Genomic DNA, 24,674 nt, shown 5'->3' with positions numbered 1-24,674 from the left:
CGGTGACCGCCGTCGACGAGCGGTACGCCGAGCGCGTCCGCGCCCTCAAGCCCGTCCCTTGTGACTACACGGCCGACCAACTGCGGAGCCTGTACGACGCTCAGCTCGGCAGCCGGCACGCGGACCTCGCGGCCCGCTGGATGCAGTCGCAGGGGCAGGGCTACTACACGATCGGATCCGCCGGCCACGAGGGGAACGCCGCGGTCGCCGCCGCACTCCGGCCCACCGATCCGGCGCTGCTGCACTACCGCTCCGGCGCGTTCTACCTCGCCCGCGCGGACCAAGCCGGCTCGAAGGAAGGGCTGCGCGACATCCTGCTCGGGGTCGCGGCCGCGACCAGTGAGCCGATCGCCGGCGGCCGGCACAAGGTGTTCGGCCGGCACGACCTGGCGATCATCCCCCAGACGTCGACGATCGCCTCGCACCTGCCCAGGGCGATGGGTGTCGCGTTCTCGCTGGCCCGGGCGGCGAAGCTCGGCGTACCGTCGCCGTGGCCGTCCGACGCGATCGTGGTGACCAGCTTCGGCGACGCGTCGGCGAACCACTCGACCGCGACGGGCGCGATCAACGCCGCGCTGCACGCGTCGTACCAGGGCCTGCCGATGCCGTTGCTGCTGGTCTGTGAGGACAACGGGATCGGCATCAGCGTGCGGACCCCGGACGGCTGGATCAGGCAGGCCTACGGATCGCGGCCCGGCCTGCGGTACTTCGATGCCGATGGCACCGATGTGGCCGCGGCGCTGACGATGGCGACCGAGGCGGCCACGTTCGTCCGGCGGAACCGGCGGCCTGCTTTCCTCCGGCTGCGGACCGTCCGGCTGCTCGGCCACGCCGGCTCCGACGTGGAAGCGGCGTACCGATCGCCCGCCGAGCTCGTGGCCGACGAGGAGCTGGACCCGCTGCTCGGTACGGCGAGGCTCCTGCTCGGCGCCGGGCTGGACGCGGACGACGTGATCGAGTTGTACGAGGACAAGCGGTCCGAGGTGATGCGGATCGCGGCCGAGGTGTCGGGCCTGCCGCAACTGTCGTCCGCCGAGGCCGTCGCCTCCCCGCTGCGGTTCCCCGACCCCGAGGCGGTCGCGGAGTCGCTGCCTCGACCCAGTCGTACGACGGAACGGTTGACGCTGAGCCAGTCGATCAACCGCGCCCTGGCCGACGTACTGGCGTCGTACCCGGAGGCGATGGTGTTCGGCGAGGACGTCGGCCGCAAGGGCGGCGTGTACGGCGTCACCCGCGGACTGCAGAAGTCGTTCGGACCGGCCCGGGTGTTCGACACACTGCTGGACGAGCAGTCGATTCTCGGGCTCGGGCTCGGCGCCGGGGTCTCGGGGTTGCTGCCGCTCCCGGAGATCCAGTACCTGGCGTATCTGCACAATGCCGAGGACCAGTTGCGCGGCGAGGCGGCGTCGCTGAAGTTCTTCTCGCAGGAGCAGTACTCGAATCCGATGGTGCTGCGCGTCGCGGGCTACGGCTACCAGAAAGGGTTCGGCGGCCACTTCCACAACGACGACGCGATCGCCGTACTGCGGGACATCCCGGGACTCGTGATCGCGTCACCCTCCCGGCCGGACGACGCGGCCGCGATGCTGCATGCCTGCGCCGCGGCGGCGCGATCGTGCGGCACGGTCAGCGTGTTCCTCGAGCCGATCGCGCTCTATCACCGGCGCGATCTGTACGACGACGGCGACGATCAGTGGCTGGCGCCGTACCCGGACCAACCGGTGCCGATCGGGCGCGGCCGGACGTACGGCGATGGGACGGACCTGACTCTCGTCACCTTCGGCAACGGTCTGCCGATGAGTCTGCGGGTGGCCGCGCGGGTGCCCGGAGTCCGGGTGCTCGACCTGCGGTGGCTGGCGCCACTGCCGATCGGGGATCTGTTGCGTGAGGCAACCGCCACCGGACGCGTGCTCGTGGTCGACGAGACCCGGCGGTCCGGCGGCGTGTCCGAAGGCGTTCTGGCCGCGCTGATCGACCACGGCTACACCGGCCGGCTGGCCAGGGTGGCGTCGGAGGACTCGTTCGTCCCGCTCGGCGACGCGTCCCGTCAGGTGCTGCTCAGCGAGCGGACGATCGAGATCGCGGTCCGCGAACTGCTCAGGTGAACAGCCGCTGCCAGAGCGACTTCTTCGGCGGGGCTTCCGCGGACCTGGCGCCTGACGGCTTGCGCACCGGCTCGGGCCGATCCGCCTTCCACTGTGCCAGGACCGCCTCCTCGTCGACAGTGCCGACCGGAACGACCGGGCCGGTGGTGTCGCGAATGCTGACCAGGATCCGTTTGTTCAGATCCGCGAGATAGTCGCGCACCTCGGACTCACGGCGCATCCGGGCGACCGTCTCCTGGACCTTCTGCTTCTCCTTGCGCAGCAGCACCGCGGGCGGCAGCAGCGCTTCGGAGTCGATCTGTTCCCGGCGGATGAAGTCCTTCACCCACCAGTCCGGATCGTGGGGATCGGCCAACTTGGTCAGCGGCTTGCCCTGACCCGCGAGGTTGTCGAACTCGCCCCGCTTCTGGGCCTGCTGGATCTGGACGTCGACCCAGTCCTGCTGCGACATGTTGGCTGGCTTGCGCTCGGTCATGCCCACACACCTCATCTGTCTCATCGACAGTTGCTTCCGGGCGTCAGCCTACCGGCTTGTGAATGCAATCACAAGACATACTGGAGAGGTGGACCTGACCGACGAAGAGATCGCGGCAATGACTCCGGCCGAACGGCGGGACCTGATCTTGCGGCTGGTACCGCACCAACCGGGCGGGATGCCGTCGCTGCGGACGATCGAGCGGATCCGCAAGTGGCGGACCGCGCTGATGCTGCTCTGCGCGCTCGCGCTGATCCCCTGGACCGTCTACCTGGCGATGACCCTGCCCAGTCACTACGTCGCCCGGAACTGGGTCGCCACCTGGGTCGGCTTCGACATCCTGCTGCTGGCGATGCTGGTGCTCACCGCACTGGCCGGGTGGAAGCGCAAACAGCTGGTCTTCCCGACCGCGTTCGCGACCGGCGTCCTGCTGATCTGCGACGCCTGGTTCGACACGATGACGAGCCACCGCGGCGCCGACCTCACCCAGGCGCTGCTGAGCGCCTTCCTGGTCGAGCTCCCGCTGGCCTTCATCCTGATCGCCGGCCCGCTCCGCCTGCTCCGGTACATCGCGATCCGGCACGGCATGATCAGCCCGAAGTCGCACTTCTGGCGCATGCCGATCCCGATCCCGGATCTCTACCCGGGGAACGAAGTCCCACCACCCCCATCCCCCCACCCCTGACCGTCCCCGTCTGATGGGCTGACCCAGCAGACCGCCAGCACACACCCACCCAACGCCCGCCTCGTGGGCTCACCCAGCCGCCTGTGGGTTGGCCAACCGCACGCCGCTGGCCAACCCACACGCGCATGGGCTGACCCACCAGACCGCCAGCACACACCCACCCAACGCCCGCCTCGTGGGCTGACCCAGCCGCCTGCGGGTTGGCCAACCGCACGCCGCTGGCCAACCCACAGGCGCATGGGTTAGCCCACCAGACCGCCAGCACACGCCCAGCCCAGCGCGCGCGCTCGTCGGCTGACCCAGCCGCCTGCGGGTTGGCCAACCGCACGCCGCTGGCCAACCCACACGCGCATGGGCTGACCCACCAGACGGGGAGGCGTGGGTTGGCAGGGGGTGGGGTGGTGGGTGAGGGTGGGGGCAAACGTGCGCGAAGGGATGCTTCATGGCGACTGAGGTTGTGTCGGTGATCGGTGGCGAGCGGGTGGCGGACGTGGTACGGCGTACGCCGTCGACCAATCCGGCTCGGCTGAGCGATGTGGTGGGGACGGTCGGCAGCGCGGGGCCTGAGGTTCTCGTCAAAGCCACCGAGGCCGCCCGGGACGCGCAGGCCGCGTGGGCCGCGACACCGGCTCCGCAGCGAGGTCAGGTGATCGCGAACGTCGGCCGGCTGATGACCGCCAACAAGGAGCGGCTGGCCGCGCTCGTCACCCGCGAGATCGGCAAGCCGATCGCCGAGGCGCGCGGTGAGGTGCAGGAGATCATCGACACCTGCGACTTCTTCGTCGGCGAGGGCCGCCGCCTCTACGGTCAGACGGTCCCGTCGGAGATGCCCGACAAGCAGTTGTTCACGTTCCGACGGCCGGTCGGCACGGTCGTCGTGATCACGGCCGGCAACTTCCCGGTCGCCGTACCGTCCTGGTACATCGTGCCCGCGCTGCTGTGCGGGAACACGGTCGTCTGGAAGCCGGCGGAGTACTCGGCCGTGGTGTCCGACGCGTTCTACGAGATCTTCGCGCATTCCGGCGTACCGGCCGGAGTCTTCAACGTCGTGTACGCCGACGGGCCGGACACCTTCACCGGACTCGAGCAGGCACTGCAGGCCGGGCTGGTGAACAAGGTCGGCTTCACCGGATCGAGCGCCGTCGGCAGCCGGATCGGTGAGTTGTGCGGCCGCCACCTGCAGACGCCGTGCCTGGAGCTCGGTGGCAAGAACCCGATGGTGATCACCGAGGACGCCGACCTCGACCTGGCCGTCGAGGGCGCGCTGTTCTCCGGCTTCGGTACGGCGGGTCAGCGCTGCACCTCGCTCGGCACGGTGATCGTCCACGAGTCGGTCCACGACGACTTCGTCGCCCGATTCAGCCGTGCCGTTGCGGACGCGCCGATGGGTGATCCGGCGCAGGACGTGCTGTTCGGCCCGTTGCTGGACGAGAAGTTCGCCGCCGGGTTCGAGAAGTCGCTGGGCTGGATCGCGGCTCACCACCAGGTGATCGGCGCGACCGGCCGGGTCACCGCGGACAACCCACGGTCCGGATTCGTCGGGGATGCCGCGGCCGGGCTGTTCTACCATCCGGTGATCGTCGACGGCGTCCGTGCGGACGACGAGTTGTTCATGAACGAGACCTTCGGCCCGGTCGTCGGCATCACGACGTACTCGAGTCTCGACGAGGCGATTGCCCTCGGCAACAAGTCCGGCTACGGGCTGTCCAGTTCGATCTACACCACCGATCCGAACAAGGCGTTCCGGTTCGCGCAGGGCATCTCGGCCGGCATGGTCAGCGTGAACAACTCGACGTCCGGCGCCGAGGCGCACCTGCCGTTCGGCGGCAACGGGAAGTCCGGCAACGGCTCCCGGCAGAGCGGCATCTGGGTGCTCGACCAGTTCACCCGGTGGCAGTCGCTGAACTGGGACTACTCGGGCAAGCTGCAGAAGGCGCAGATGGACACCGAGACGGTCGAGGCCGACCTCTCCTTCCAGCTGCTCTGATGGCCGCAGCCCTGCCGGACGCCGCCGACGTGGTGATCGTCGGCGGCGGCGTGATGGGCGCCAGCATCGCGTTCCATCTCGCCGAGGCCGGGGTGGAACGCGTGCTGCTGCTGGAGCGGAACGAGCTCGGCTCCGGTTCCACGTCCAAGGCGGCCGGCGGGGTCCGCGCCAACTTCTCGGACGAGCTCAACATCGCGCTGGGTGCTCGCAGCCTGGAGGCCTTCGCGCGGTTCGGCGAGCGGCCAGGGCAGGAGATCGACCTGCATCGCGTCGGCTATCTCTTCCTGCTGGAGACCGGCGATCAGCTCGAGCTGTTCCGCGAGAGCACCCGGCTGCAGAACGCGGCCGGTCAACCGACCCGGATGATCGACGTCGACGAAGCCGTCCGGCTCGCGCCGATCGTTGCCCCGGACGGTCTGGCCGGCGCCTGCTTCTCCCCGGCGGACGGGCACTGTACGCCGGAGTCCGTCGTACTCGGGTATGCGACGGCCGCCCGCCGGCTCGGCGCGACGCTCGTCACCGGTTGCGAGGTGCTCGGCATCGAGGCGGACGACAACGCCATCCGGGCGGTCCGTACCAGCCATGGCGACGTCCAAACCCGCACGGTGATCTGCGCGGCGGGCGCGTGGTCGGCGGAGCTCGCCGTACCGCTCGGGATCGACCTGCCGGTCACCCCGCTGCGACGGCAGATCGTCGTGACCGAGGCGATCCCGGATCTGCCGCAGAGCATGCCGATGACGATCGACTTCAGCAGCACGTTCTACTTCCACCGTGAGGGACCCGGTCTGCTGGTCGGAATGTCCGACCCGGACGAGGAGCCCGGCTTCCGTCTGGACCGCACCGAGACCTGGCTGCCGCGACTGACCGCCGCGATGGAACGCCGCGCGCCGTCACTGCTCGACGTCGGCCTGACCGGTGGCTGGGCCGGGCTCTATGAGGTGACACCGGATCACAACGCGCTGATCGGCGAGGCCGACGGCGTGTCCCGGTTCCTCTACGCCACCGGCTTCTCCGGTCACGGCTTCCTGCAGGGGCCCGCGGTGGGCGAGATCATCCGTGACCTCTACCTGGGCCGCGAGCCGTTCGTCGACGTCAGCCCGCTGGACGCGCGCCGCTTCCGGTACGACGGCCGGCGCGCGGAGTGGAACGTGGTCTGATCAGGGCTCGTTGCGGGGATCGTCGGCCGGGTCGTCCGGCCAGTTGTCCGGATCGCACCACTCCGGATCCCAGCCGCGCTGGATGCAGTACTGCCGGAGGATCTCCTCGCGGCTCGGAGTGGTGGTGCTCGGCCGCGGCCGCTTCGTGGTCCTGGTCGTCCGGGTCGGCTTGGGATCCGGCTCGTCCGCCTCCTCGGTGGTCCGGGTCTTGGTCGGCCGCTGTGTCGGCTGGGTCGTCTTGGTGGTCGGCGGCACGGTCGTCTTCTGTACCGGCGGTGGCACCGAGGTCGGCTGCGTCGTCCGCGGCGGCACGACCGGCGTCTGGGTCGCCGAGGGGGTCGCCGAACGGTCGTCGACCACCGGCACGGCCTGCGAGTCGGAGTCCCCGCTGAACAGGCCGATCGCGGACAAGGCCCAGAAGTTGATCCCGAGGAACAGCACCGCCGCACCGATCCCGGCGTACAGCACTCGGCGGGACGGACCGCCGTACCGGCCGACCGGACCGCGGACCGGGTTGCCCTTGCCGTCGATCCAGAATCGCCAGCCTTCTGGAGGCGGTGGCCAGGACGGGTCGGGACGCCAGGTTTTCGGTGGAACCCAACTACGGCGGGGCGGCGACGGCCAGGTCGGAGGGACCACGAACCGCTTCAACGAATTCCTCCATCTCCGCCCGGACCACGTCAGGCTAGTGGATCGGCCGGTGGGGCCGACAGCCTGGTCGGGTCAGCTCTTCGTTCAGAATCCCTGCCCGCACAGTGGCCAACGACACAAACCCACCGCAGGCTACTTGCGGCTTGCGAACCGTCCGCGTGTTGCGCTGGATTTTTCGATCAACCCATGACTGAGTCGCTGAGAAATCAGGTTGCTTACCTCACTTAGACCATCCGTTTCGGAGGAAGCATCCGCCATGGCCTTGTTCCGATTCCGGTCCGCTGCGGCCGTCATGCCGGCCAGAGCTAGAGCACGGACTCCAGCAGTCTGGTCAGGTCCTCGCCGAACGGGCGATCCGCCTCGATCGGCGGTACGACGTCCGCCACCGCCTGATGGAGGTCGCGGAGGCCGACCGGGATCGGGCGCTTCGACAGGGCGAAGGCCTGATGCACGGCCAGGAGCTCGCAGGCGGTGACTTCGCGGGTCAGCCGGACGGCTTCCGCGAGGGTGCCGACTGCCTCCCAGGAGAAGGTCTGCACGTCCTCCTGGCCGTTCGACGTCTCCGCCGTACTGATTGCTGAGGGCAACGTCAGGCGGCGGAGCAGGTGGGTGGTGGCGACCGCGCGTTTGTGGACGGCGACCAGGCCGGCCTGTGGACCCGGCTCGTACGCGAGCTGGGCCTGGAGTCCGGTGACGGTCGGGTCGAGCAGGCGGTGCAGCCGCGCCGCGGAGACCTCGGTCGCGTGGGCGAGGGCCGCGGTCAGGTGGTCGCAGTACGCCGTCAAGCCGATCCCGTGAAAGCCGGCCGTGCCGATGAACTCGCCATCGAGGTACGCCGGTGAGTCGGTGACGCCGGTGAACGCACGGTCGACGGCTTCATCCAACTGGCTGATGGACCGCCGGACGTGCGCGACCACGTGCCCCGCGACGCGGAATGACACCGGTGCTTGGAGCGCTCGGGGCTCGGGCTCCGGACCGGCCAGCTCGCGGATCCGCGCGAACTCGGCTGCCAGGACGTCATCACCCCGGCCCAGTGCCGGGTGGTACGGGGAACGGTTCGCCCCGATCACCGCGATCGCGCCGGCGCCGACTGCGGTCAGGTGGTCGGCGAGACGGTGTGCACGCTTGGCATGCAGAGCAGCCCGCCCGGTCGCACCCGGCACGCCCGCGAGCAGGGAGATCCCCTCCTTGGGACCCACCTCGAACGAACCGAACGCGTGGGCCAGCGGAATGATTTCGCCGGCCGAACCCGCTCCTTCGGCAGGGATCTCGGGAACCCGCCCGCTGTTGATCATGGCAACCAACTGCTGGATCAGCTCGACCGATACCCCAGCGTCACCGGTGAGGAACGTGCGCAGCCGGCCGATCAGAACGGCCCGGGCCTCGTCGTGCGGGAGCCAGGGAGGTCCGCCGACCGCTCGGCCGAGCAGCAGGTTGCGTTGATGCACGCGTTGCTCGTCCTCGGTGAGCCAGCGCTTGCTCAGGTTGCCCATCCCGGTGTTGACGCCGTACACAGCGTCACCGGAGGCAAGTGTGGCGAGGAGGTCTGTACGGATCGCGGCCAGGCGATCGAGCAGCGGCTGCGCGATGGTGACCGGTTCGGGGCTCGCGGGGTCGAGGTCCGACGGCTGGTTGATCAGCATGTCATCAGCATGTCAATGGAACCGGAGCATCGCGCCGACGTCGGCGGCCTCGGCCTTGCGCAGGATCAGGTGCGCGATCGCGACGTCCAGCAGTGACAGGCCGCGATGCCAGAAAAGGTTGCGCTCGGCATCGTTCTCCCGGCCCGGCTTCTGCCCGGCGACGATCTGCCCGAGCTCGGCGTACAGGGTCTCCGGCGACAACCGGCCGGTGTCCACGTGCCGACGCAGCGCTCCGAACCGGCCGGACTGGGCCTCGCGCCAGTCGTCGACGACGACCTTGTCCATCACGTCGAGCAGGTCGAGCTCGACCGCGCTGATCGTCCCGTACGGTACGACGAAAGCGCCGGGCTTCACGGCGGCCGTGCGGAGAAGAGGTTCGGGCTCGGTCAGCCGGGTCGCCTCGACCAGGACGTCGGCGCCGTCGAACGCCTCCTCGGCCGTCGCCACCACCCGCACCGGCGTGGACAGCTCCGCAGACAGCTCGGCCGCGAACTTCTCCCGCGATTCCGGCCGCCGCGACGTCACCCGGATCTCGTCCAGATCGAAGAGGTCGTCCAGCATCGTCACGTTCCACCACGCCGTCCCGCGGGCGCCGGCGTGGGCGAGGATCTTGCTGTCGCGCCGGGCCAGGTGGCGGGCGCCGACCGTGGTCATGGCGCCGGTCCGCGCCGCGGTGACCATCGTCGCGTCCAGGACCGCGAGCGGTACGCCGGTCGTCGGGTCGAACAGCGTCGCCATCGCCAGCTCGCTGGGCAGACCCTTCTGGTAGTTCGGGACGAAGTCACCGACCACCTTCACGCCGCTGATGCCGTGCTCGCCGAGGCCGTCCAGATGCCCGCGCAGGATGTTGAAGTGACCGATCCCGCCGTTGTCCGGCATCAGGTGCACGCGCGGTTCGAAGCTGGTCCGGCCCTCGCCGTGTTCGCGGACCGCCTCCTCGACCGCGTCCACGATCTCCAGCCTGGTCAGCCCGAGCGAGTCGATCTCCGGACCACTCAGAAACCGCAACCAGATCCCGTCAGCCACCCGGCCTCCTTCGGTCGTTGTGATTCGATACTAAAGTTCCGGATCGCTGCGCTACGTTCGGGCCATGGAGTCGACCACACGGACGCCGGACCGGACGGTGATCGGGCACTCGACCACCGACAAGGTGGTGCTGTTCGGTGGACTGCCGCTGATCGGACTGGTGCTCGGCTTCTTCCTGCCGCGGATCGCGGACTGGGCGGCGCGGCAGGACTGGGTGCCGTTCCAGGGGCCGCTGACGCTGATCTCGGGGTGGGACGGCTGGTGGGTGATCGCGGTCTGCCTCGTGATCGGCCTGGTGGCCGGCGTGATCCTGGCCGGGATGGCGCTCGAGGACACGCTGAAGGTCACCGTCACCAACGGGTCGGTCGAGTTCGGTAAGAACCAGAAGACGGTGACCGTCCCGCGGGAGCAGGTGACGGTCGCGTTCCTGGACGGCAAGGAGATCGTGCTGCAGGACTCCACTTCGCGCGAGCTGGCGCGGGAGAAGCACGATCAGCTGAAGTCCGACGCACGGCAGATCCCGGCCGCGTTCCGCGCCCATGGATATCCCTGGTCGGACGCGGGCGATCCGCACGCGGACCGGTTCCGTCGCTGGGTCGAGGATGAACCCGACCTGCCGCCGGCGGTGAACGCCGTACTGAAGGTGCGGGCCAGGGCGTTCGACCAGGGCGACAAGGGCAAGGCGGATCTGCGCGAGCTGCGCGGCGAGGTGGCGAAGCTCGGCTACACGGTGAAGGACAGCGACAAGAAGCAGTACTGGCGGCCGGCCACGCCGCGGTGATTCAGGGCCGGTGATTCAGGCGCCGAGGAGGTGGATGACAGCGGCGGCGTACGCCTGCTCGGCGTCGTCCGCCCGGTGCACGCTGTCGGTCAACTCGACGGCATACCCGTCGGGGACCGCCTCGAGCTTGCGGAAGTGCTCGCCCAGTAGAGCGCGCAACTGTTCCTCGCGCGGCAGCCAGACGACCTCACGCTGCTCGATGCTGTCCAGGGCCCACTCGGTGGTGCCGTTGAAGCCGATCACCTTGCTGCCCTGGTAGTCGTGCACCTCGACGGTCATGTCGCTCACCACGAACACGTCGTCGTCCATCTCCCGGTCCGGTACGACGAAACGATCCCCTGCCGCGGGTGCCCACAGCACCCCGGCCTTGCGCAGTCGCCCAGCCTGCTCAATCGTGATCACCCCTCCATCCTCCCCACGCCAGGCAAACCCCGCAGGTTCGCGCGCGTGGCGTGGGTCAGCGGTTCAGGGCAGTACGGAGCTCGGCGGCACGGTGGGAAATGCGGTCCCGGCACTCGTTCGTCAGCGGCAGATCGAGCAACGCGGTCGCCTGCAGGTGGCTCAATCCGAACTCCTCCCGCAGCCGCTGGACGGCGATCACCCGGTCGGTGGAGGCGTTCAGTACGTCGGCCACCTCGTCGCGGCGCTCGAACGCGGCCAGTACGCCGTCGTAGATCTCCAACTGCGTGTACGCCGACCGATCCGGTTCGGGCACGATCGCCACGTCTTCCTTCTCACTGGCACGGATCACCTGCCGCCAGAGCGCGGGGACAGCGAGCCTGGCCCGGGTGTAGCGCCGGGGCATCGGCTGGGCGTAGGTCATGGTCATGGTCGGCTCCTGTTCGGGGTTGTCGGATCAGTCGGCCTAGCTGGGCCCGGCCACGCCGTACGGTTCGCGCGGCGGGCACTTCTTCCCAGGCGTTGTGAGCGCCTCGAAATGCCAGGGTTCGTTGTCGTAGCGGCGGCAGACGCCGTACCGCCAGCCGTTCTTGTTCAGCCAGGTCATGGCTGCCGCTGGGCCGATGTCCACGGCCTTGCCCTTCACATGAGCGGAGTACTTGGGTGGCAGCACCCAACGCGTCGCCGCCTTGTACGAGCCGTACTTCTTGATCGCCTCGTTCAGCAGCCGCTGCTGCTTGGAGGTACTGCGCCGGCCCGAGGTGATGCTGATCGTGACGCCGTCGGCCTTCGCGGCCGTCATCGCCTTCTTCAGCCGCGTCCGCAGTGTCAGCGACAGCCCGTTGATGCTCTCCTCGCCGTACTTCGGCATGGTCGTGGCCGACTTCTCCGGCTTCGGGGTCTTCGTGGGCTTGACCGGAGTGGTCTTGTGGGTCGACGGCCAGGTGGGCGGTGACGTCGGCGTCTCGGTGACCAGCGTGGTCGGCGGAGCGGAGTTCGCCGGAGCGTTCACGGTCGAGATGACCGGCTCCTTGTCCGCGGCCAGACCAAGCATCTCCCCCAGTTGCGCGTGCCACAGCACCAACGACCCGACCGCCAGCACCGCCACGCCTGCACCCGTCACGGACAGCAACCGCAGCCGGTCCGAGCCGATCCGGCGCGGTGGCATGTCGTTCGTCATGGGGTACAGCCTCTCGGATCAGGCGCGGTCGCCACATCGGCCCCAGGGACCGTCCTCACATCGCGGAAGTAGCCCCTGAGTATCAATTCGGACGCCGAGCCTCCTCCAAAAGTTGGAGAGGCTGCCCCTCCGGGCAGATGAAGCCTTGGCGAACACGAGCTGACTACGCTGGGCAACGTGTGGAGTCTTTGGCGCCGGTTGACGCAGTTGCAGCAGGACCTGCTGCTCGCTGCGATCATCGGCGTGGTCTGGTTCGGGGTGCTGAACCTGATCAACGACAGCGGCCTGCGCCCGCAGAACCCGGCCGTGTCCGTCGTCACCGGCGTCTTCCTGGTCGCCACGGTCGCCTGCGTACGGCGGATTCCGCGGACGATGCTCGTGGTCGTCTCGGTGCTGTACCCGTTCCTGTACGCCGCGGTCGGCACCGGCCTGGCCGCGCAGGTCGGGATCAGGGTCTTCGGCCAGCCCGAGATCAGCGACGCCGCGCTGCAGTCCGAGATCCACCTTGTCCCGCTCCTCGTCGTCGGGTATCTGGCCGCGTCGAGCGGCGTACGGCGGTTCACCTGCCTGTTCTTCACCATGGGCAGCCTGGCCGGGCTGATGATCGGACTGCCGACCGTGGTCGCCATCGTGCTCGGGCATGCGAACCGGGACATCCTGAGGGGCGACCGGTACCAGAACCTGCCCACGGACCTGGCCAGCCTCTACAGCTACATCGACGTCTCGCTGTTCGTGTTCGCCGAGGCGCTGATCTGCGGCATGGTGCTGCTCGGCGCGGACGCGCGGCGACGGCGCAAGAACGTCGCCCTGCTGCAGCAGCGCAACGCCGAGCTGATCCGGCTGCGCGCGGTCGAGGCCGAGCGGGCCGCGGTCGCCGAGCGGACCCGGATCGCTCGCGACCTGCACGATGTCATCTCCCATCACGTCAGTGCGGTGGTGATCCGGGCCCAGGCCGCCGACCGAGTCGCCGACCAACGACCCGAAGTACTGCGGGAGGCGATTCGCTGGATCATTGCCAGCGGCAAGGAAGCGCTGACCGCGATGCGGGAGACGGTCCGAGTACTCAACACAGCCTCACCGAACGAGGTCGGGGCGTCGCCGGACTCGGGTGGCGGGACCGCGCCCGTACCCGATTTGTCCGACGTCGCGCGGATGGGCGAGCGGTTGAAGGCAGTCGGCATCGACGTGTCGATGAGCCTGCCGCCGCGGCAGCGGCAGCTGACCTCGGCCACCGACCTGACCGCGGTCCGGATCATCCAGGAGGCGTTGACCAACGTGATGGTGCACGCGAAGGCGACCGCGGCCCGGGTCACCTGGCAGAGTGGACCGCAGGGCGAACTGCTGACCATCGACGACAACGGCAGCGGCGGACCACCGCCGGTGAACGTGCTGGAGTCCGCCCGGCGGAGCGAAAGCGGCCGCGGCAACGGACTGATCGGGATGCGGGAACGGGCCACAGCGGTCGGCGGCACACTGGCCGTCGCGGCCGGCCCACTGGGTGGATGGAGGGTGCAGGCATGGCTGCCGCCGCAGAACTGACCGGACCGGACACCAGTCCGATCCGGATCCTGGTTGTCGACGACCAGGGCGTGATCCGGATGGGCCTGGCGATGATCCTGGACCACGAACCAGACCTCACCACGGTCGCCCAGGCCGGCGACGGCGAAGAGGCGCTCCGGCTCGTCGAGCAGTACGACCCGGACGTCGTACTCATGGACATCCGGATGCCGGTGATGGACGGACTCGTCGCCACCGAACGGATCACGACTGCCAACAAGGCGGCTGGTCGGTCGCGTCCCGCGGTCCTGGTGCTGACGACGTTCGACGACGAGGCGTATGTGCTGAGCGCGGTCCGGGCTGGGGCGTCCGGGTTCCTGTTGAAGGACACGGATCCGGATCTCTTGGTGTCGGCTGTGCGGGCGGTGCATCGTGGGGACTCCCTGGTCGATCCGGCGTCGACCCGCGTGCTGCTCGAGCGGTGCATGGAGCTGGAGCGGCAGGTCGGGGGTGGTACGGCGGAGCCCGCGCCGGCGCAGCCGGATGGCCGGTGGACTGGGTTGCTTGGGCATCTGAGCGAGCGGGAGCGGGAGATCCTGGTGTGGATGGCGCGCGGGCTGTCCAACCGCGACCTCGCCACCAAACTCTTCGTCAGCGAGACCACGGTGAAGACCCACGTCAGCAGCGTCCTCTCCAAACTGGGCCTCTCCAGCCGGGTCCAGGCGGTCGTGGTCGCCTACGAAGCCGGGGTAGTCCGGCCGGGCGAAGCTGAGGTCCGCTGGGACTGATCCCCCATCCATGGGTCAGGTGGTGGATCGGCGGAAGGCTGTTCGGTAGGTGCTGGGGGGTTGGCCTGTGTGCTTGGTGAAGAGCGCGGCGAAGGTGCCGGGATTCTTGTAGCCGACTGTGGAGGAGATGCTGGCGACGGTTCGGTCTGTGGTTTCCAGGAGGTGGCGGGCGCGGGAGACGCGCGACGCCTGGAGGTAGTCGAGAGGGCTTCGGTGGGTCTCGTCCGCGAAGCGCCTGAGCAGAGTGCGGGTGCTGACTCTGAAGGTGGCGGCCAGGGCAGTGAGGTCGTAACGGTCGGCCAGATTCTGGTCGAGGTGGCGCATGACTTCTCGCGAGAACTCGCTTCCGGCCCGTGGCAGCAGCCGGGTGTCGACGTACGGCGTCTGTGAGGACCGCGCATCGTCGACGAGCGCAAGTCTCGCGGTCGCCCTGGCCACGAAGGTACCGCTATGTTCCCGGATCAGGCCTAGCGCGAAGTCGTACATGGCGCTGAACGACCCGGTCGTCGTCACCCCGCCGTCGGTGATGACCAACTCCTCGGCGCAGACATCGGCGTCGGGGCAGCGACGAGCCAGTTCGTCCGCGAGGATCCAAGAGGTCGTCGCCCGGCGGCCGGCCAGCAGACCTGCCTCCGCAAGCAGGAACGCGCCGACACAGATCGAGACGACCGCGTTGCCGGTGGCAACATGTGAGCGGATCACAGCGAGTTCCGGGGCGAGCGGCGCGAGCGTCGTGTCCAGGAGAAGATCCGGCGAGAGCTCGAACCCTGGTACGACGAGAACGTCGACGTCACGGACCGCGGAGACCGCCAGCCTCGCACCACCCGACGCGCTGACCTGACGGCGGGGCGACATGACCGACACGTCGTACCCGGTCCCGTCCGGCCCGCCGAGGTGGGTGGCCATGGTCAGCAGATCGGGTACGCCGTACACCTCGGACGCGAAGCATCGCGGATACGCCAACACACCAACCCGCAGTACACCCATCTCCACGCTCCTCATTGCTCGTGGCGAGATTACCTCCAACTATGGCGATCTGGCCGCTCGTCGTACGACGGTTCCTGGCAGCACGCTGTCGGCATGAGCACACGTGACGACGAGATCGCGGACTTCTCCCGCCAACTCATCGAAGTCGACGGGGTGGTGAAGACGGTGTACGTCGCGGGGTCCGGGCCGGCCGTGGTCGTGATGCCGGAGATGCCCGGCATCAGCCCGGACGTCCTTCGGTTGGCTCGGTGGGTTCGGGACGCCGGCTTCACCGTCTACGTCCCGTCGCTCTTCGGGGTCGACGGCGCCTATCCCACGGCCGACGGTGGTTCGGAGGTTGTTCGTCGCGCCTGCGTCAGTGCGGAGTTCCGCGCGTTCGCCGGGGGTGGGACGAGCCCGGTCACCGTCTGGCTGCGTGGGCTCGCCCGGCAGGCACATGCCGAGTGCGGCGGTCCGGGTGTTGGCGCGATCGGTCTGTGCTTCACCGGCAACTTCGCCCTCACCATGGCGCTCGAGCCGGCCGTCATCGCGCCGGTGGTCAACCACCCGTCCCTGCCGCTGGACGACCCGGCCGGACTCGAGCTGAGCGACGAGGACGCGCGTGCGATCCGGGACCGCGTCGACCGGGATGGGCTGAGCGTTCTGGCGTACAGGTTCGACAATGACCGCTGGTGCACCGGCCAACGCTTCGCGGCGTACCGAGCACTCCTCGGCGACGCCTTCGACGGTCGCGTCCTTCCTGGCGGCTGCGCGAAGACCGACCCGCCGCCGTTCTTCGGCGAGGTCGTCGAGACACCCCACAGCGTGGTGACCGCTCATCTCGTCGACGAGGACGGACACCCGACCGTCGAGGCCAGAGACGAGATCCTCAGCTACCTGACCAATCGCTTGTTGCCGGCCGACTGAATGCGGCGGGCTCACAGCGTCTCGGCGGCCGCCGAGTCGTGGATCCTCGCGCCGAAATCACGCAACACCCGAACCAAATCCACGACTCGACGATCGGTTGACCGGGCGGGGCGGCCGCGAGCACTCGACGACGGGAGCGCGCGGAGCGGGTGCGTGGGGAGAGTTCCTACGTGAACAGGTAGATGCCGAGTGTGGCGACGGCGATCACGATGAGGATGGCCAGTACCTGGGCTCGGGCCGACGATTGGCGGCGGTGGGGCAGGAAGTCTCCGGTCATGCTTCCAGGCTGCCGGGAGAAACCGCCCCACCCATCGGTCGTCGGGACGGTTCTGGCGCGACGTCAGTAGGCCCAGGGACGCAACCGGCTCCTACCAGAGGATGAGATGGTTGCCGTAGGCCCCTGAATGACTACCGTGCGAAGTATTCGGCCTGGACTTTCTTGGGTACGACCATGGCCCAGGCGTCCAGGATCAGTTCGCGGAGTTCCTCGTACTCGAGAGCGTCGAGGCGGACCTGGATCCAGCGGAAGCGCTCGTCGGACGGGCGGGGGCGGAAGAACTTGTCGGGTTCTGCGGCCAGCGCGGCCTCGCGTTCCTCGCGGGGGAACGCGATCCCGATCGTCTGTTCGTCCGGCGCGACCGCCAGGTAGACGATCTGCCCGACCCGGTACTTGATCGAGTCCCGCACCAGCACCTCGTAGCTGCGCGGCAGGTCCGCCGTCACCGCCCGGATGTCGTCCAGTCCCACCATGAGCCCTCCAGAAACCGCAGTCGTGCGAACCGACGTTACCGAGGAAAGCTTTCACCGGGCTTTCAGTCCTTCCGGGATCAGGCTGTGGACGGCGGCACCTGATCGTCGGCCGGGCCGGTCGGGAGTCGCCGGGTCTGGATGAGGTGCTCTGCGACGTCGCGCAGCTTGGTGTGGGTGTCCTGGGAGTAGCGCTTCAGGACCTCGAACGCGCGATCGCCGTCCAGTCCGTACCGTTCCATCAGGATGCCCATCGCCTGACCGACCAGTTTCCGGGCGTCGACCGCCTGGGCCAGGTTCTCCTGACGGCGCGCCGTCGCCACAGCCACCGAGGCATGCCGAGCGAGAATATGGGCGACGGCGACGTCGTCGGCACTGAACGCGTTCGGCAGCGCGGCGTAGACGCTGAGGATCCCCGCGCCCCGGCCACCGAGCAGCATCGGAACGTGGATCACACTGCGCAGGCCGAGGCTGGTGAGTACTTCGCTCCACCGCGGCCAGCGCGGATCGGTCATCACGTCCCGGACGTGCAGCGGGCTGCCCGCCGCGGCAGCGGCCAGCATCGCTCCCTCGCCGGTTTCCACCTGATGCCGGTAGATCGTCTCGACGACCGGATCGGTCACGGCCGCAACCTCGAAGCGCCCGCCCCGGTGGCTCAGGACCAGTCCGGCGGCGTCGCCCCCGACTGCCTGCACGGCGGATCGGACGACGGACTCGACGGTCTCGTCGACATGTTCCGCGTCGTGGAGGCTCAGCGCGAGTTGCGCGAATTCCACGGCCAGCGAGTAGTCAGATGGGCCGTGCTGCACGGTCCCCTCCCAAGAATCGCGCCAACCCCCATCGCGCCAGCGACACCTCGAGTATGCCTCGCTGTCCACCGTTTCCACTACGAATACCGGTCGGCGTACGGTGGTCTGATGCCTGCTGTGGTGAGTGGTGTCGAAGGGGCTGAGGTGGTGTTCCGCCTCGGCGATCCTTCGCATGCGTTCACCGGGGTGAAGCTGTGGCAAGAGCTCGGGCTGGCGGCCGAACTGCTCGAATTCAAACATGTGGACCACGGCTGGGAGCTGCGGTTGCCCCGGCCGTCGGTGCGCCGGATGGAGTACCTGTTCGACATCGCCGACCTGGGGATGAGGATCGACCCGACCAACCCGCGGGTCGTCGGCGGGGCGTTCGGGGAACACTCCTGGCTGCCACTGCCCGGGTACGTCGAGCCCGCGTGGATCACCGTCCCACCGATCGCGTCGGCGCTGACTCCGCTCGGTGTGGAAACCCCGGTCGGCGAGGTCGACGTTCACGTCTGGGCGCCGGAAGGCATCGCACCGACGTTCGAGCTGCCGCTGCTCCTGTCCCACGACGGTCCCGAGCTCGCGAAGTACGCCGGTCTGACCCACTACGCCGGCGCGATGGTCGCCGGGTCCATACTGCCGCCTTTCCGGCTCGCGCTGATCCGGCCGACCACCCGCAACCTCTGGTACGCCGCGAATCCGCAGTACGCCGACGCCCTGACGCAGTACGTGCTGCCCGCGATCGAGACGCAGTACCGCAGCCGGCGGCCCGTGCTGATGGGCGCGAGCCTGGGTGCGCTGGCCGCCTTGTTCGCGGAATGGCACCATCCGGGCACTTTCGACGGGCTGTTCCTGCAGTCGGGGTCGTTCTTCACCGCCGACACGGATCCGCAGGAGTCCCGGTTCGAGTTCTACGCCGAGGTCACCGGGTTCGTCGCGCAGGTGCTGACGGCAACCACGCCGCCGAGTACGCCGCTGATCGGGATGACCGCGGGGACGACGGAGGAGAACGTCCACAACAACCGGGTGATGGCCGCGAAGCTGGCCGAGCTCGGGCTGGAGGTGAGGTTCGACGAAACGCCGGACATGCACAACTTCACAGCATGGCGTGATGTGCTGGATCCTGAGCTGACGGAGCTACTGCAACGGTGCTGGGGTGGGGCAGATGGAGCGGGAGCAGGTCGAGTTGGAGGCGCCGGGGCTTGACCGGCGGGGCACGCTGATCCGGTACGGCCATTTCGGCCGCCCGGTGCTGGTGTTCCCGAGCGAGCAGGGCCGCGCCTGGGACTACGAGAACAACGGCATGGTCGACGCGGTCGCGGACCTGATCGAGGCCGGCCGGGTGAAGCTGTACTGCGTCGATTCCTTCGATCACGTCAGCTGGTCGGATCGCAGCATCCAGCTCGAGGACCGGGCCCGGCGGCACGGGTTCTACGAGTCCTGGATCCTGGAGCAGGTGGTCCCGGCGATCGGCGCGGACTCCCCCGGCACCGCCGACATCATCACCACCGGCTGCAGCCTGGGCGCGTTCCATGCGCTCAACTTCGCGTTCAAACGGGCCGATCTGTTCCCGATCGCGATCTGCCAGTCCGGCAACTACGACGCGGCCGGCTGGCACGCGTGGGGTGAGCGCGGCGAGGCGACGTACTTCAACAACCCGGCCGACTACCTGCCGAATCTGGACGGTGACCACCTGGAGTGGTTGCGCACCCGGATCTTCATCCTGCTCACGGTCGGTCAGGGCGACTGGGAGACGAACCCGACCGGGTCGTTGCCGTCCGCCCGCGCGACCGCCGCCGTACTGAAGGCCAAAGGCATCCCGCATGAGCTCGACCTGTGGGGGTACGACGTAGCCCACGACTGGCCCTGGTGGCGCAAGCAACTCGCCCACCACCTGCCCCGATTCTGTTAGGAGACCGATCCCCTTCCCTTCTTCTTTCCTTCCTTTCCCGACACCGACCTGTAGGAGATTCAGTGGCTGATCGTTCACGGCATTTGATCGGGTTGTTGCTCGGGGCTGAAGAGGACTGGCCGCGGGCGTTCGAGGCGCTGCTGCAGCGGGTCGGGCCGGTCACCATCGACGGGACCGAGCACGAGTTCGGGTCCCGGCGGCTGACCATCGAGCCGTTCGACCTGAACGACCCGGTCCGGGTCGGGCTGGTGATCGACCGGCTCGCGTACTGGTACTACCACCCGCGCGAGTGGCTGAAGAAGGCCGCGCTGATGAACGGCACCTATCTGCTGAACTCGCCGTTCACGTTCCAGTCGATGGAGAAGCATTCGGCGTACTGCGCGATGCTCCGGCTCGGGCTGAAGATCCCACGGACCGTGCTGGTGCCGTACAAGAACCCGGTCGACAACGTGCGCTGGGCGTACACCTCGGCGCAGTACAACAAGGCGTTCGACCTGGACGCCATCGCCGAGGACCTCGGCTATCCGCTGTACATGAAGCCGTTCGACGGCGGCGGCTGGCGGGGCGTGTCCCGGATCAACGACAAGGTCGACCTGCATCGCGCGTACGACCAGTCGGGCGAGATGCTGATGCACCTGCAGGCGACGATCGAGTACGACAAGTTCGCCCGGGCGCTGTCGATCGGCGCCGAGACGATGGTGATGGACTTCCGCCCCGACGAGCCGATGCACAACCGGTACGCCGTCTCGCACGACTTCCTCAACCCGTCCGCCGGGCACGAGGCGGTGGCGATCAGCCGGATCGTGAACGCCTTCTTCGGCTGGGAGTTCAACTCCTGCGAGATGCTGGTGAAGGGCGACTCGGTCCACCCGATCGACTACGCCAACGCCTGCCCGGACGTGGCGGTCACCTCGCTGCACTACTACTTCCCGTGGGCGATCAGCGCGCTGGTCAAGTGGTCGGTGTTCTCACTCGCGACCGGCCGGCGCAGCGCGATCGACCTGCAGACCGAGCGGTACTTCGCGATCGCGGACGACGAATCGCTCGACTACAACGCGAAAATCGAGGCTTATCTGGCCCTGGCCGACGAGCACTTCGAGACCACGAAGTACCACGAGTGGTGCACCGAGCACCTCGCCGACTTCGACGCCCGCGTCCGCGACTGGGTCGCCGGCCCCGACTTCGACCGCCTCCTGACGTCGACCGTCGCCACCACCTACCCCGAGCGCGAGCAGGACCAGTTCATGGCCCATTTCCGGGGCTTGACCAGCCTCTGGCTCTCCGACCAGGCCGGCTAACCGGTCTGGTCGGCTTCGAGAGCGGCAAGGATCGCCTGGAGTGCGGTGACCCGGTGCGGCGGGATCGCGAAGGTGCCACGCGTGGGGGTGTGCAGCCAGCCTTCGGCGGTCAGGTGGCGGAGGTGGTGGTAGATCTGACCGCTGGTGCCAAGACCGTCGACCTGACTCAGAGCGCTGACGGTCGCTCGGCCGCGCACGATCTCGCGCAGCAAGGTCAGCCGGACGGCATTGCCCAGCGCCGCGAGTGCCGGCGCGACATCTGACCAGTCATTCCATGCCCGGAGCTCGCTGAGCGCCCGGGTCGCTTCGGCCTGCCCGGCGGAGGTCCGCCGCCTGGCTCCGCCCCGCGCGTCCGCTGCGGATTCCAGCGCGGCGATCCGCCGTTCCAGCTCCGCGAGTCGGTTATCCACAGCCATATCCACACTGTGGATAGTACGTAGGTACGTAGTTCTTGCAAAGCCTGCACGTGAGGTACGTCGCTTCCCGGTAGCGCTGAGCGCCTTACCCTGGGCGGGTGCGAGACAGCGACGTACCGGCGTGGTGGCGGCGGCTGGGGCTGGACGGGCTGGTCGATGTGCACGTCCACTTCCTGCCGGATCAGGTGATGAACGCGGTCTGGGCGTACTTCGACCAGGCGCCGCAGCACTACGGCACCGAGTGGCCGGTCACCTACCGGACCTCGGTCGAGGAGCGGCTGAAAACCCTGGAAACGTTGGGGGTTCGGGCCTTCCCCGCGCTGGTGTATCCGCACAAGCCGGGTATGGCCGAGTGGCTCAACGCGTGGGCCCGGGACTTCGCCGCGGCGACGCCCGGATGTGTGCCGAGCGGGACCTTCTATCCCGAGCCGGGTGCCGCGGACTATGTGCGCGAGGCGCTCGACCTGGGGACGCGGATCTTCAAGGTCCACGTCCAGGTGGGTGATTACGATCCGCGCGAGGACGCACTGGACGACGTGTGGGGTCAGCTCGCGGAGGCCGGCGTACCGGTGGTTGTGCACTGTGGATCCGGCCCGATCCCCGGCCGGCATACGGGTCCCGGACCGTTCGGCGACGTACTGCGCAAGCACCCGCGCCTGACCGCGATCATCGCCCACCTCGGCATGCCCGAGTACGCCGAGCACCTGGCCCTCACGTCGTACCCGAACGTCCACCTGGACACGACGATGGCTCTCACGCCCTTCACCGAGTCCCTCATGCCGTTCCCCCGGGAGCTCACGCCCCGCCTGGCCGACCTCCAGGACCGCATCGTCCTCGGCACGGACTTCCCCAACATCCCCTACGAGTACGCCGTCCAACTCTCCGCACTGGAGTCGCTGGATCTCGGCGACGACTGGCTACGAGCCGTCTGCTGGGACAACGGCACCCGCCTACTCGGCCTGTCCTACTGAGCAGAATCAGTCGGTGAGGTTCAGATCACTTTGTGGTTCGGCTCGGGCAGATACATAATGAGGTTATGCAGATACATAACCCCATTATGTATCGTGAGGGCTCCGGCATGGAGCTCCTCGTGGTGCTCGAACAGCTCGTGCAGCTCGTTCGCCCCGTCGGAGGCTTGAGCAGCGCGGCTTCGTCCACGTTGAGCCGCCTCGGGCGTGCGGGACCACAGCGAATGACGGAGCTGGCGCAAGCCCAACGCATCTCCCAACCCGGCATGACGCAACTGGTCACCCGGATGGAACGTGAGGGCCTGGTACGGCGTACGACGAGCACCAGCGATCGACGCGGCGTACTCGTGGAGGCGACCGAGGCCGGAATGGACCTCTGGACACGCATGCGAGCCGAACGCGCCGACGTGCTGCAGGAGCTCCTCGACCGGCTCGACCCGCAGGACCAGACCACCATCTCCGCCGCCCTCCCTGTCCTCACTCAGCTCGTCGAATCGGCGTACGACGACGACCAGCCGACCACATCGGCAACCCCACGTTAGGAAGTGCCATCCATGGCTTCACCCCACGGGACGACCTCCACCCCGTTCAAACAACCACGGGCGGTCTGGGCCGTCGCGTTCGCCTGCGTCATCTCGTTCATGGGCATCGGTCTGGTCGACCCGATCCTGCCCGCGTTGGCCTCCAGCCTGCAGGCCACCCCGAGCCAGGTGTCGCTGCTGTTCACCAGCTACCTGGTCGTGACCGCGGTCGCGATGCTCGTGGTCGGCTGGTTCTCCAGCCGCTTCGGCGCCAAGCGGACCCTGATCGTCGGACTGGCCCTCATCGTGGTGTTCGCCGCACTGGCCGGTTCGTCCGGCTCGATCGGTGGCATCGTCGGCTTCCGGGCCGGCTGGGGCCTGGGCAACGCCCTGTTCATCTCCACCAGCCTCGCGGTCATCGTGGCCTCGGCCAGCGGCGGCTTCGCCGGCGCGATCATCCTGTACGAGACCGCGCTCGGCCTCGGGATCGCGGTCGGACCGCTGCTCGGCGGCGAGCTGGGCAGCATCAGTTGGCGTGGGCCGTTCTTCGGCGTAGCGGTGCTGATGGCCATCGCGCTGGTGGCCACCGCCGTGTTCGTGCCATCACTTCCGAAGCCCGACCACAAGACATCGCTCGCGGCGCCGCTCAAGGCACTTCGCCATCGGGGCCTGCTGACGATGGGACTGATGGCGCTGCTGTACAACTGGGGCTTCTTCACGATGCTCGGCTATGCGCCGTACCCGATGGAGCTCGACGCCCACCGGCTCGGCCTCGTGTTCACCGGCTGGGGCCTGCTGGTCGCCGCGTTCTCGGTGTTCGTCGCCCCACGCCTGCAGGCGCGATTCGGTACGGCGCCGGTGCTGTACGTCAACCTGTTCGCGCTCGGCATCGTGATGGCCGCCATCGCGGCAGGCGTCCACACACCGACCGTGGTCATCGTCGCGGTCATCGTCAGTGGCGCGTTCATCGGCATCAACAACACGCTGACCACGCAGGCGGTCATGCTCGTCTCCCCGGTCGAGCGGCCGGTCGCCTCGTCGGCGTACGGCTTCGTCCGGTTCATCGGCGGCGGCCTGGCACCGTTCGCCGCCGGAAAGCTTGCCGACGCCACCAACCTCAGCGTCCCGTTCTATCTCGGCGGCCTTGCCTTCCTGCTCGCCATCGCCGTACTCGCCACCGGCCATCGGCTGGTCAGCGCGGCGGAGCAGAACCCGGCCGAGGGGTCCCCGGTGCTGCCGTCGCTGCAGCGGGTCGGAGACGCTCCTTCAGCGGAGTACCGGCCGGTCATCGTTGCCGTCGCCGCCACTGAGGACGCGGCCGCGGTCGTCGATGCTGCCGCCCTCCTCGCTCGCAACGCCGGCACCACGCTGGAGGTCGTCCACGTCCGCGAGACCGCTGTCGTCGAGGAAGTCGCCCTCGATTCCGAGGATGCCGAGCAGGCCCACGCGGCCGTCGTCGCTCACCTCGACCGGCTTGCCGCACACAACATCGCCGCGACCGGGCAGGTGCTCACCAGCGTCGGCGATCATGCCGCCGCCGGCCGCGCGCTGGCCCGCTATGCCACCGACGTCGGTGCCCGCGTCATCGCACTCGGCCGGTCGCCGCGCGGACCAATCGCACAGTTCGGCGACGGCAGCATCACCTCCGCCGTGACCCACGCCGCAACCTGCACGGTGATCCTGCTGGAGCCCGACAAGGATCCGGACACACTGACGGCATCCAGGCTGCGAGAGCTGAGAGACAGAGCAGCCTAGGC

The 24,674-nt window shown here is 68.5% G+C and carries 25 protein-coding genes; 14 read left to right on the top strand and 11 right to left on the bottom strand.

All coding sequences use genetic code 11. From position 1 onward, the window contains the following. The first annotated feature begins 2 nt into the window (after positions 1-2). Positions 3-2,105, top strand: a complete 2,103-nt coding sequence (locus tag ACIBG5_RS11235; protein ID WP_396391408.1) for a thiamine pyrophosphate-dependent enzyme — start codon at positions 3-5, stop codon at positions 2,103-2,105. Here the strand turns inward: ACIBG5_RS11235 and ACIBG5_RS11230 are convergent. Then, positions 2,098-2,580: a DUF1992 domain-containing protein gene (locus ACIBG5_RS11230; RefSeq protein WP_396391407.1), complete on the bottom strand. Its 483-nt coding sequence runs from the start codon at positions 2,578-2,580 to the stop codon at positions 2,098-2,100. The genes ACIBG5_RS11235 and ACIBG5_RS11230 overlap by 8 nt on opposite strands. 88 nt (positions 2,581-2,668) lie before the next feature. Between ACIBG5_RS11230 and ACIBG5_RS11225 the strand changes: the two genes are divergently transcribed. From ACIBG5_RS11225 to ACIBG5_RS11215, 3 genes are all read left to right on the top strand, one after another. Continuing rightward, on the top strand, positions 2,669-3,265 hold the full coding sequence (locus ACIBG5_RS11225) for a hypothetical protein (RefSeq protein ID WP_396391406.1): 597 nt from the start codon (positions 2,669-2,671) through the stop codon (positions 3,263-3,265). 442 nt (positions 3,266-3,707) lie between these two features. Then, positions 3,708-5,252, top strand: a complete 1,545-nt coding sequence (locus ACIBG5_RS11220; protein WP_396391405.1) for an aldehyde dehydrogenase family protein — start codon at positions 3,708-3,710, stop codon at positions 5,250-5,252. Then, positions 5,252-6,409 (top strand): NAD(P)/FAD-dependent oxidoreductase, encoded by a 1,158-nt coding sequence (locus ACIBG5_RS11215; protein WP_396391404.1) that lies wholly within the window; start codon positions 5,252-5,254, stop codon positions 6,407-6,409. The genes ACIBG5_RS11220 and ACIBG5_RS11215 overlap by 1 nt, the downstream gene beginning before the upstream one ends. Here the strand turns inward: ACIBG5_RS11215 and ACIBG5_RS11210 are convergent, their stop codons facing one another. The 3 genes from ACIBG5_RS11210 to ACIBG5_RS11200 form a co-directional block, all read right to left on the bottom strand. After that, positions 6,410-7,060: a hypothetical protein gene (locus ACIBG5_RS11210; RefSeq protein WP_396391403.1), complete on the bottom strand. Its 651-nt coding sequence runs from the start codon at positions 7,058-7,060 to the stop codon at positions 6,410-6,412. A gap of 305 nt (positions 7,061-7,365) precedes the next feature. Further along, complete coding sequence (locus tag ACIBG5_RS11205; protein ID WP_396391402.1) at positions 7,366-8,703, bottom strand: aromatic amino acid lyase; 1,338 nt, start codon at positions 8,701-8,703, stop codon at positions 7,366-7,368. A 12-nt stretch (positions 8,704-8,715) separates the two neighbouring features. After that, positions 8,716-9,729 (bottom strand): ornithine cyclodeaminase family protein, encoded by a 1,014-nt coding sequence (locus ACIBG5_RS11200; RefSeq protein WP_396391401.1) that lies wholly within the window; start codon positions 9,727-9,729, stop codon positions 8,716-8,718. Positions 9,730-9,793: 64 nt separating this feature from the next. Between ACIBG5_RS11200 and ACIBG5_RS11195 the strand changes: the two genes are divergently transcribed. Continuing rightward, positions 9,794-10,510 (top strand): hypothetical protein, encoded by a 717-nt coding sequence (locus ACIBG5_RS11195; protein ID WP_396391400.1) that lies wholly within the window; start codon positions 9,794-9,796, stop codon positions 10,508-10,510. 15 nt (positions 10,511-10,525) lie between these two features. Here the strand turns inward: ACIBG5_RS11195 and ACIBG5_RS11190 are convergent, their stop codons facing one another. Genes ACIBG5_RS11190 through ACIBG5_RS11180 form a run of 3 tightly spaced genes read right to left on the bottom strand, consistent with a single transcriptional unit; the run spans position 10,526 to position 12,089 of the window. Continuing rightward, positions 10,526-10,912 carry a pilus assembly protein CpaE gene (locus tag ACIBG5_RS11190; protein WP_360443208.1) on the bottom strand — a complete coding sequence of 129 codons (387 nt, stop codon included), beginning with the start codon at positions 10,910-10,912 and terminating at the stop codon, positions 10,526-10,528. Positions 10,913-10,967: 55 nt separating this feature from the next. Further along, positions 10,968-11,339: a hypothetical protein gene (locus tag ACIBG5_RS11185; protein ID WP_396391399.1), complete on the bottom strand. Its 372-nt coding sequence runs from the start codon at positions 11,337-11,339 to the stop codon at positions 10,968-10,970. Positions 11,340-11,375: 36 nt separating this feature from the next. Then, a complete protein-coding gene (locus tag ACIBG5_RS11180) occupies positions 11,376-12,089 on the bottom strand; it encodes a M15 family metallopeptidase (RefSeq protein WP_396391398.1) in 714 nt (237 codons plus the stop codon). Positions 12,090-12,266: 177 nt separating this feature from the next. Here ACIBG5_RS11180 and ACIBG5_RS11175 point away from each other — a divergent pair, with 177 nt between their 5' ends. Beyond that, complete coding sequence (locus ACIBG5_RS11175) at positions 12,267-13,628, top strand: sensor histidine kinase (protein ID WP_396391397.1); 1,362 nt, start codon at positions 12,267-12,269, stop codon at positions 13,626-13,628. Next, on the top strand, positions 13,607-14,374 hold the full coding sequence (locus tag ACIBG5_RS11170) for a response regulator (RefSeq protein WP_396391396.1): 768 nt from the start codon (positions 13,607-13,609) through the stop codon (positions 14,372-14,374). The genes ACIBG5_RS11175 and ACIBG5_RS11170 overlap by 22 nt, the downstream gene beginning before the upstream one ends. A 15-nt stretch (positions 14,375-14,389) precedes the next feature. Here ACIBG5_RS11170 and ACIBG5_RS11165 read toward each other — a convergent pair whose 3' ends face one another. Further along, complete coding sequence (locus ACIBG5_RS11165; protein WP_396391395.1) at positions 14,390-15,361, bottom strand: GlxA family transcriptional regulator; 972 nt, start codon at positions 15,359-15,361, stop codon at positions 14,390-14,392. 93 nt (positions 15,362-15,454) lie between these two features. Between ACIBG5_RS11165 and ACIBG5_RS11160 the strand changes: the two genes are divergently transcribed. Further along, entirely contained in the window at positions 15,455-16,267 is an 813-nt protein-coding gene (locus ACIBG5_RS11160; RefSeq protein WP_396391394.1) for a dienelactone hydrolase family protein, read from the top strand. A 408-nt stretch (positions 16,268-16,675) separates the two neighbouring features. Here ACIBG5_RS11160 and ACIBG5_RS11155 read toward each other — a convergent pair whose 3' ends face one another. Continuing rightward, complete coding sequence (locus tag ACIBG5_RS11155) at positions 16,676-17,017, bottom strand: MmcQ/YjbR family DNA-binding protein (RefSeq protein ID WP_396391393.1); 342 nt, start codon at positions 17,015-17,017, stop codon at positions 16,676-16,678. A gap of 77 nt (positions 17,018-17,094) precedes the next feature. After that, entirely contained in the window at positions 17,095-17,790 is a 696-nt protein-coding gene (locus tag ACIBG5_RS11150; protein ID WP_396391391.1) for a GAF and ANTAR domain-containing protein, read from the bottom strand. Positions 17,791-17,931: 141 nt separating this feature from the next. Between ACIBG5_RS11150 and ACIBG5_RS11145 the strand changes: the two genes are divergently transcribed. From ACIBG5_RS11145 to ACIBG5_RS11135, 3 genes are all read left to right on the top strand, one after another. After that, the gene (locus tag ACIBG5_RS11145; protein WP_396391390.1) at positions 17,932-19,008 is read left to right on the top strand and encodes an alpha/beta hydrolase; all 1,077 of its coding nucleotides are present in this window, start codon (positions 17,932-17,934) and stop codon (positions 19,006-19,008) included. Next, positions 18,968-19,714: an esterase family protein gene (locus tag ACIBG5_RS11140; protein ID WP_396391389.1), complete on the top strand. Its 747-nt coding sequence runs from the start codon at positions 18,968-18,970 to the stop codon at positions 19,712-19,714. The genes ACIBG5_RS11145 and ACIBG5_RS11140 overlap by 41 nt, the downstream gene beginning before the upstream one ends. 62 nt (positions 19,715-19,776) lie before the next feature. Then, on the top strand, positions 19,777-21,012 hold the full coding sequence (locus ACIBG5_RS11135) for a RimK family alpha-L-glutamate ligase (protein WP_396391388.1): 1,236 nt from the start codon (positions 19,777-19,779) through the stop codon (positions 21,010-21,012). On the opposite strand, the gene ACIBG5_RS11130 is transcribed toward ACIBG5_RS11135, so the two are convergent. Further along, a complete protein-coding gene (locus tag ACIBG5_RS11130; protein ID WP_396391387.1) occupies positions 21,009-21,428 on the bottom strand; it encodes an ArsR family transcriptional regulator in 420 nt (139 codons plus the stop codon). The genes ACIBG5_RS11135 and ACIBG5_RS11130 overlap by 4 nt on opposite strands. A 98-nt stretch (positions 21,429-21,526) precedes the next feature. Between ACIBG5_RS11130 and ACIBG5_RS11125 the strand changes: the two genes are divergently transcribed. The 3 genes from ACIBG5_RS11125 (at position 21,527) to ACIBG5_RS11115 (ending at position 24,672) form a co-directional block, all read left to right on the top strand. Beyond that, entirely contained in the window at positions 21,527-22,399 is an 873-nt protein-coding gene (locus ACIBG5_RS11125; RefSeq protein ID WP_396391386.1) for an amidohydrolase family protein, read from the top strand. Positions 22,400-22,464: 65 nt separating this feature from the next. Continuing rightward, positions 22,465-22,938: a MarR family winged helix-turn-helix transcriptional regulator gene (locus ACIBG5_RS11120; RefSeq protein ID WP_396391385.1), complete on the top strand. Its 474-nt coding sequence runs from the start codon at positions 22,465-22,467 to the stop codon at positions 22,936-22,938. 12 nt (positions 22,939-22,950) lie between these two features. Beyond that, on the top strand, positions 22,951-24,672 hold the full coding sequence (locus ACIBG5_RS11115; protein ID WP_396391384.1) for an MFS transporter: 1,722 nt from the start codon (positions 22,951-22,953) through the stop codon (positions 24,670-24,672). Positions 24,673-24,674 lie beyond the last annotated feature (2 nt).

Source organism: Kribbella sp. NPDC050241 (assembly GCF_044459685.1).
Lineage (GTDB): Bacteria > Actinomycetota > Actinomycetes > Propionibacteriales > Kribbellaceae > Kribbella.
The sequence above is the reverse complement of the archived record's forward strand: the minus strand, read 5'-3'. Positions and strand labels throughout refer to the sequence as shown.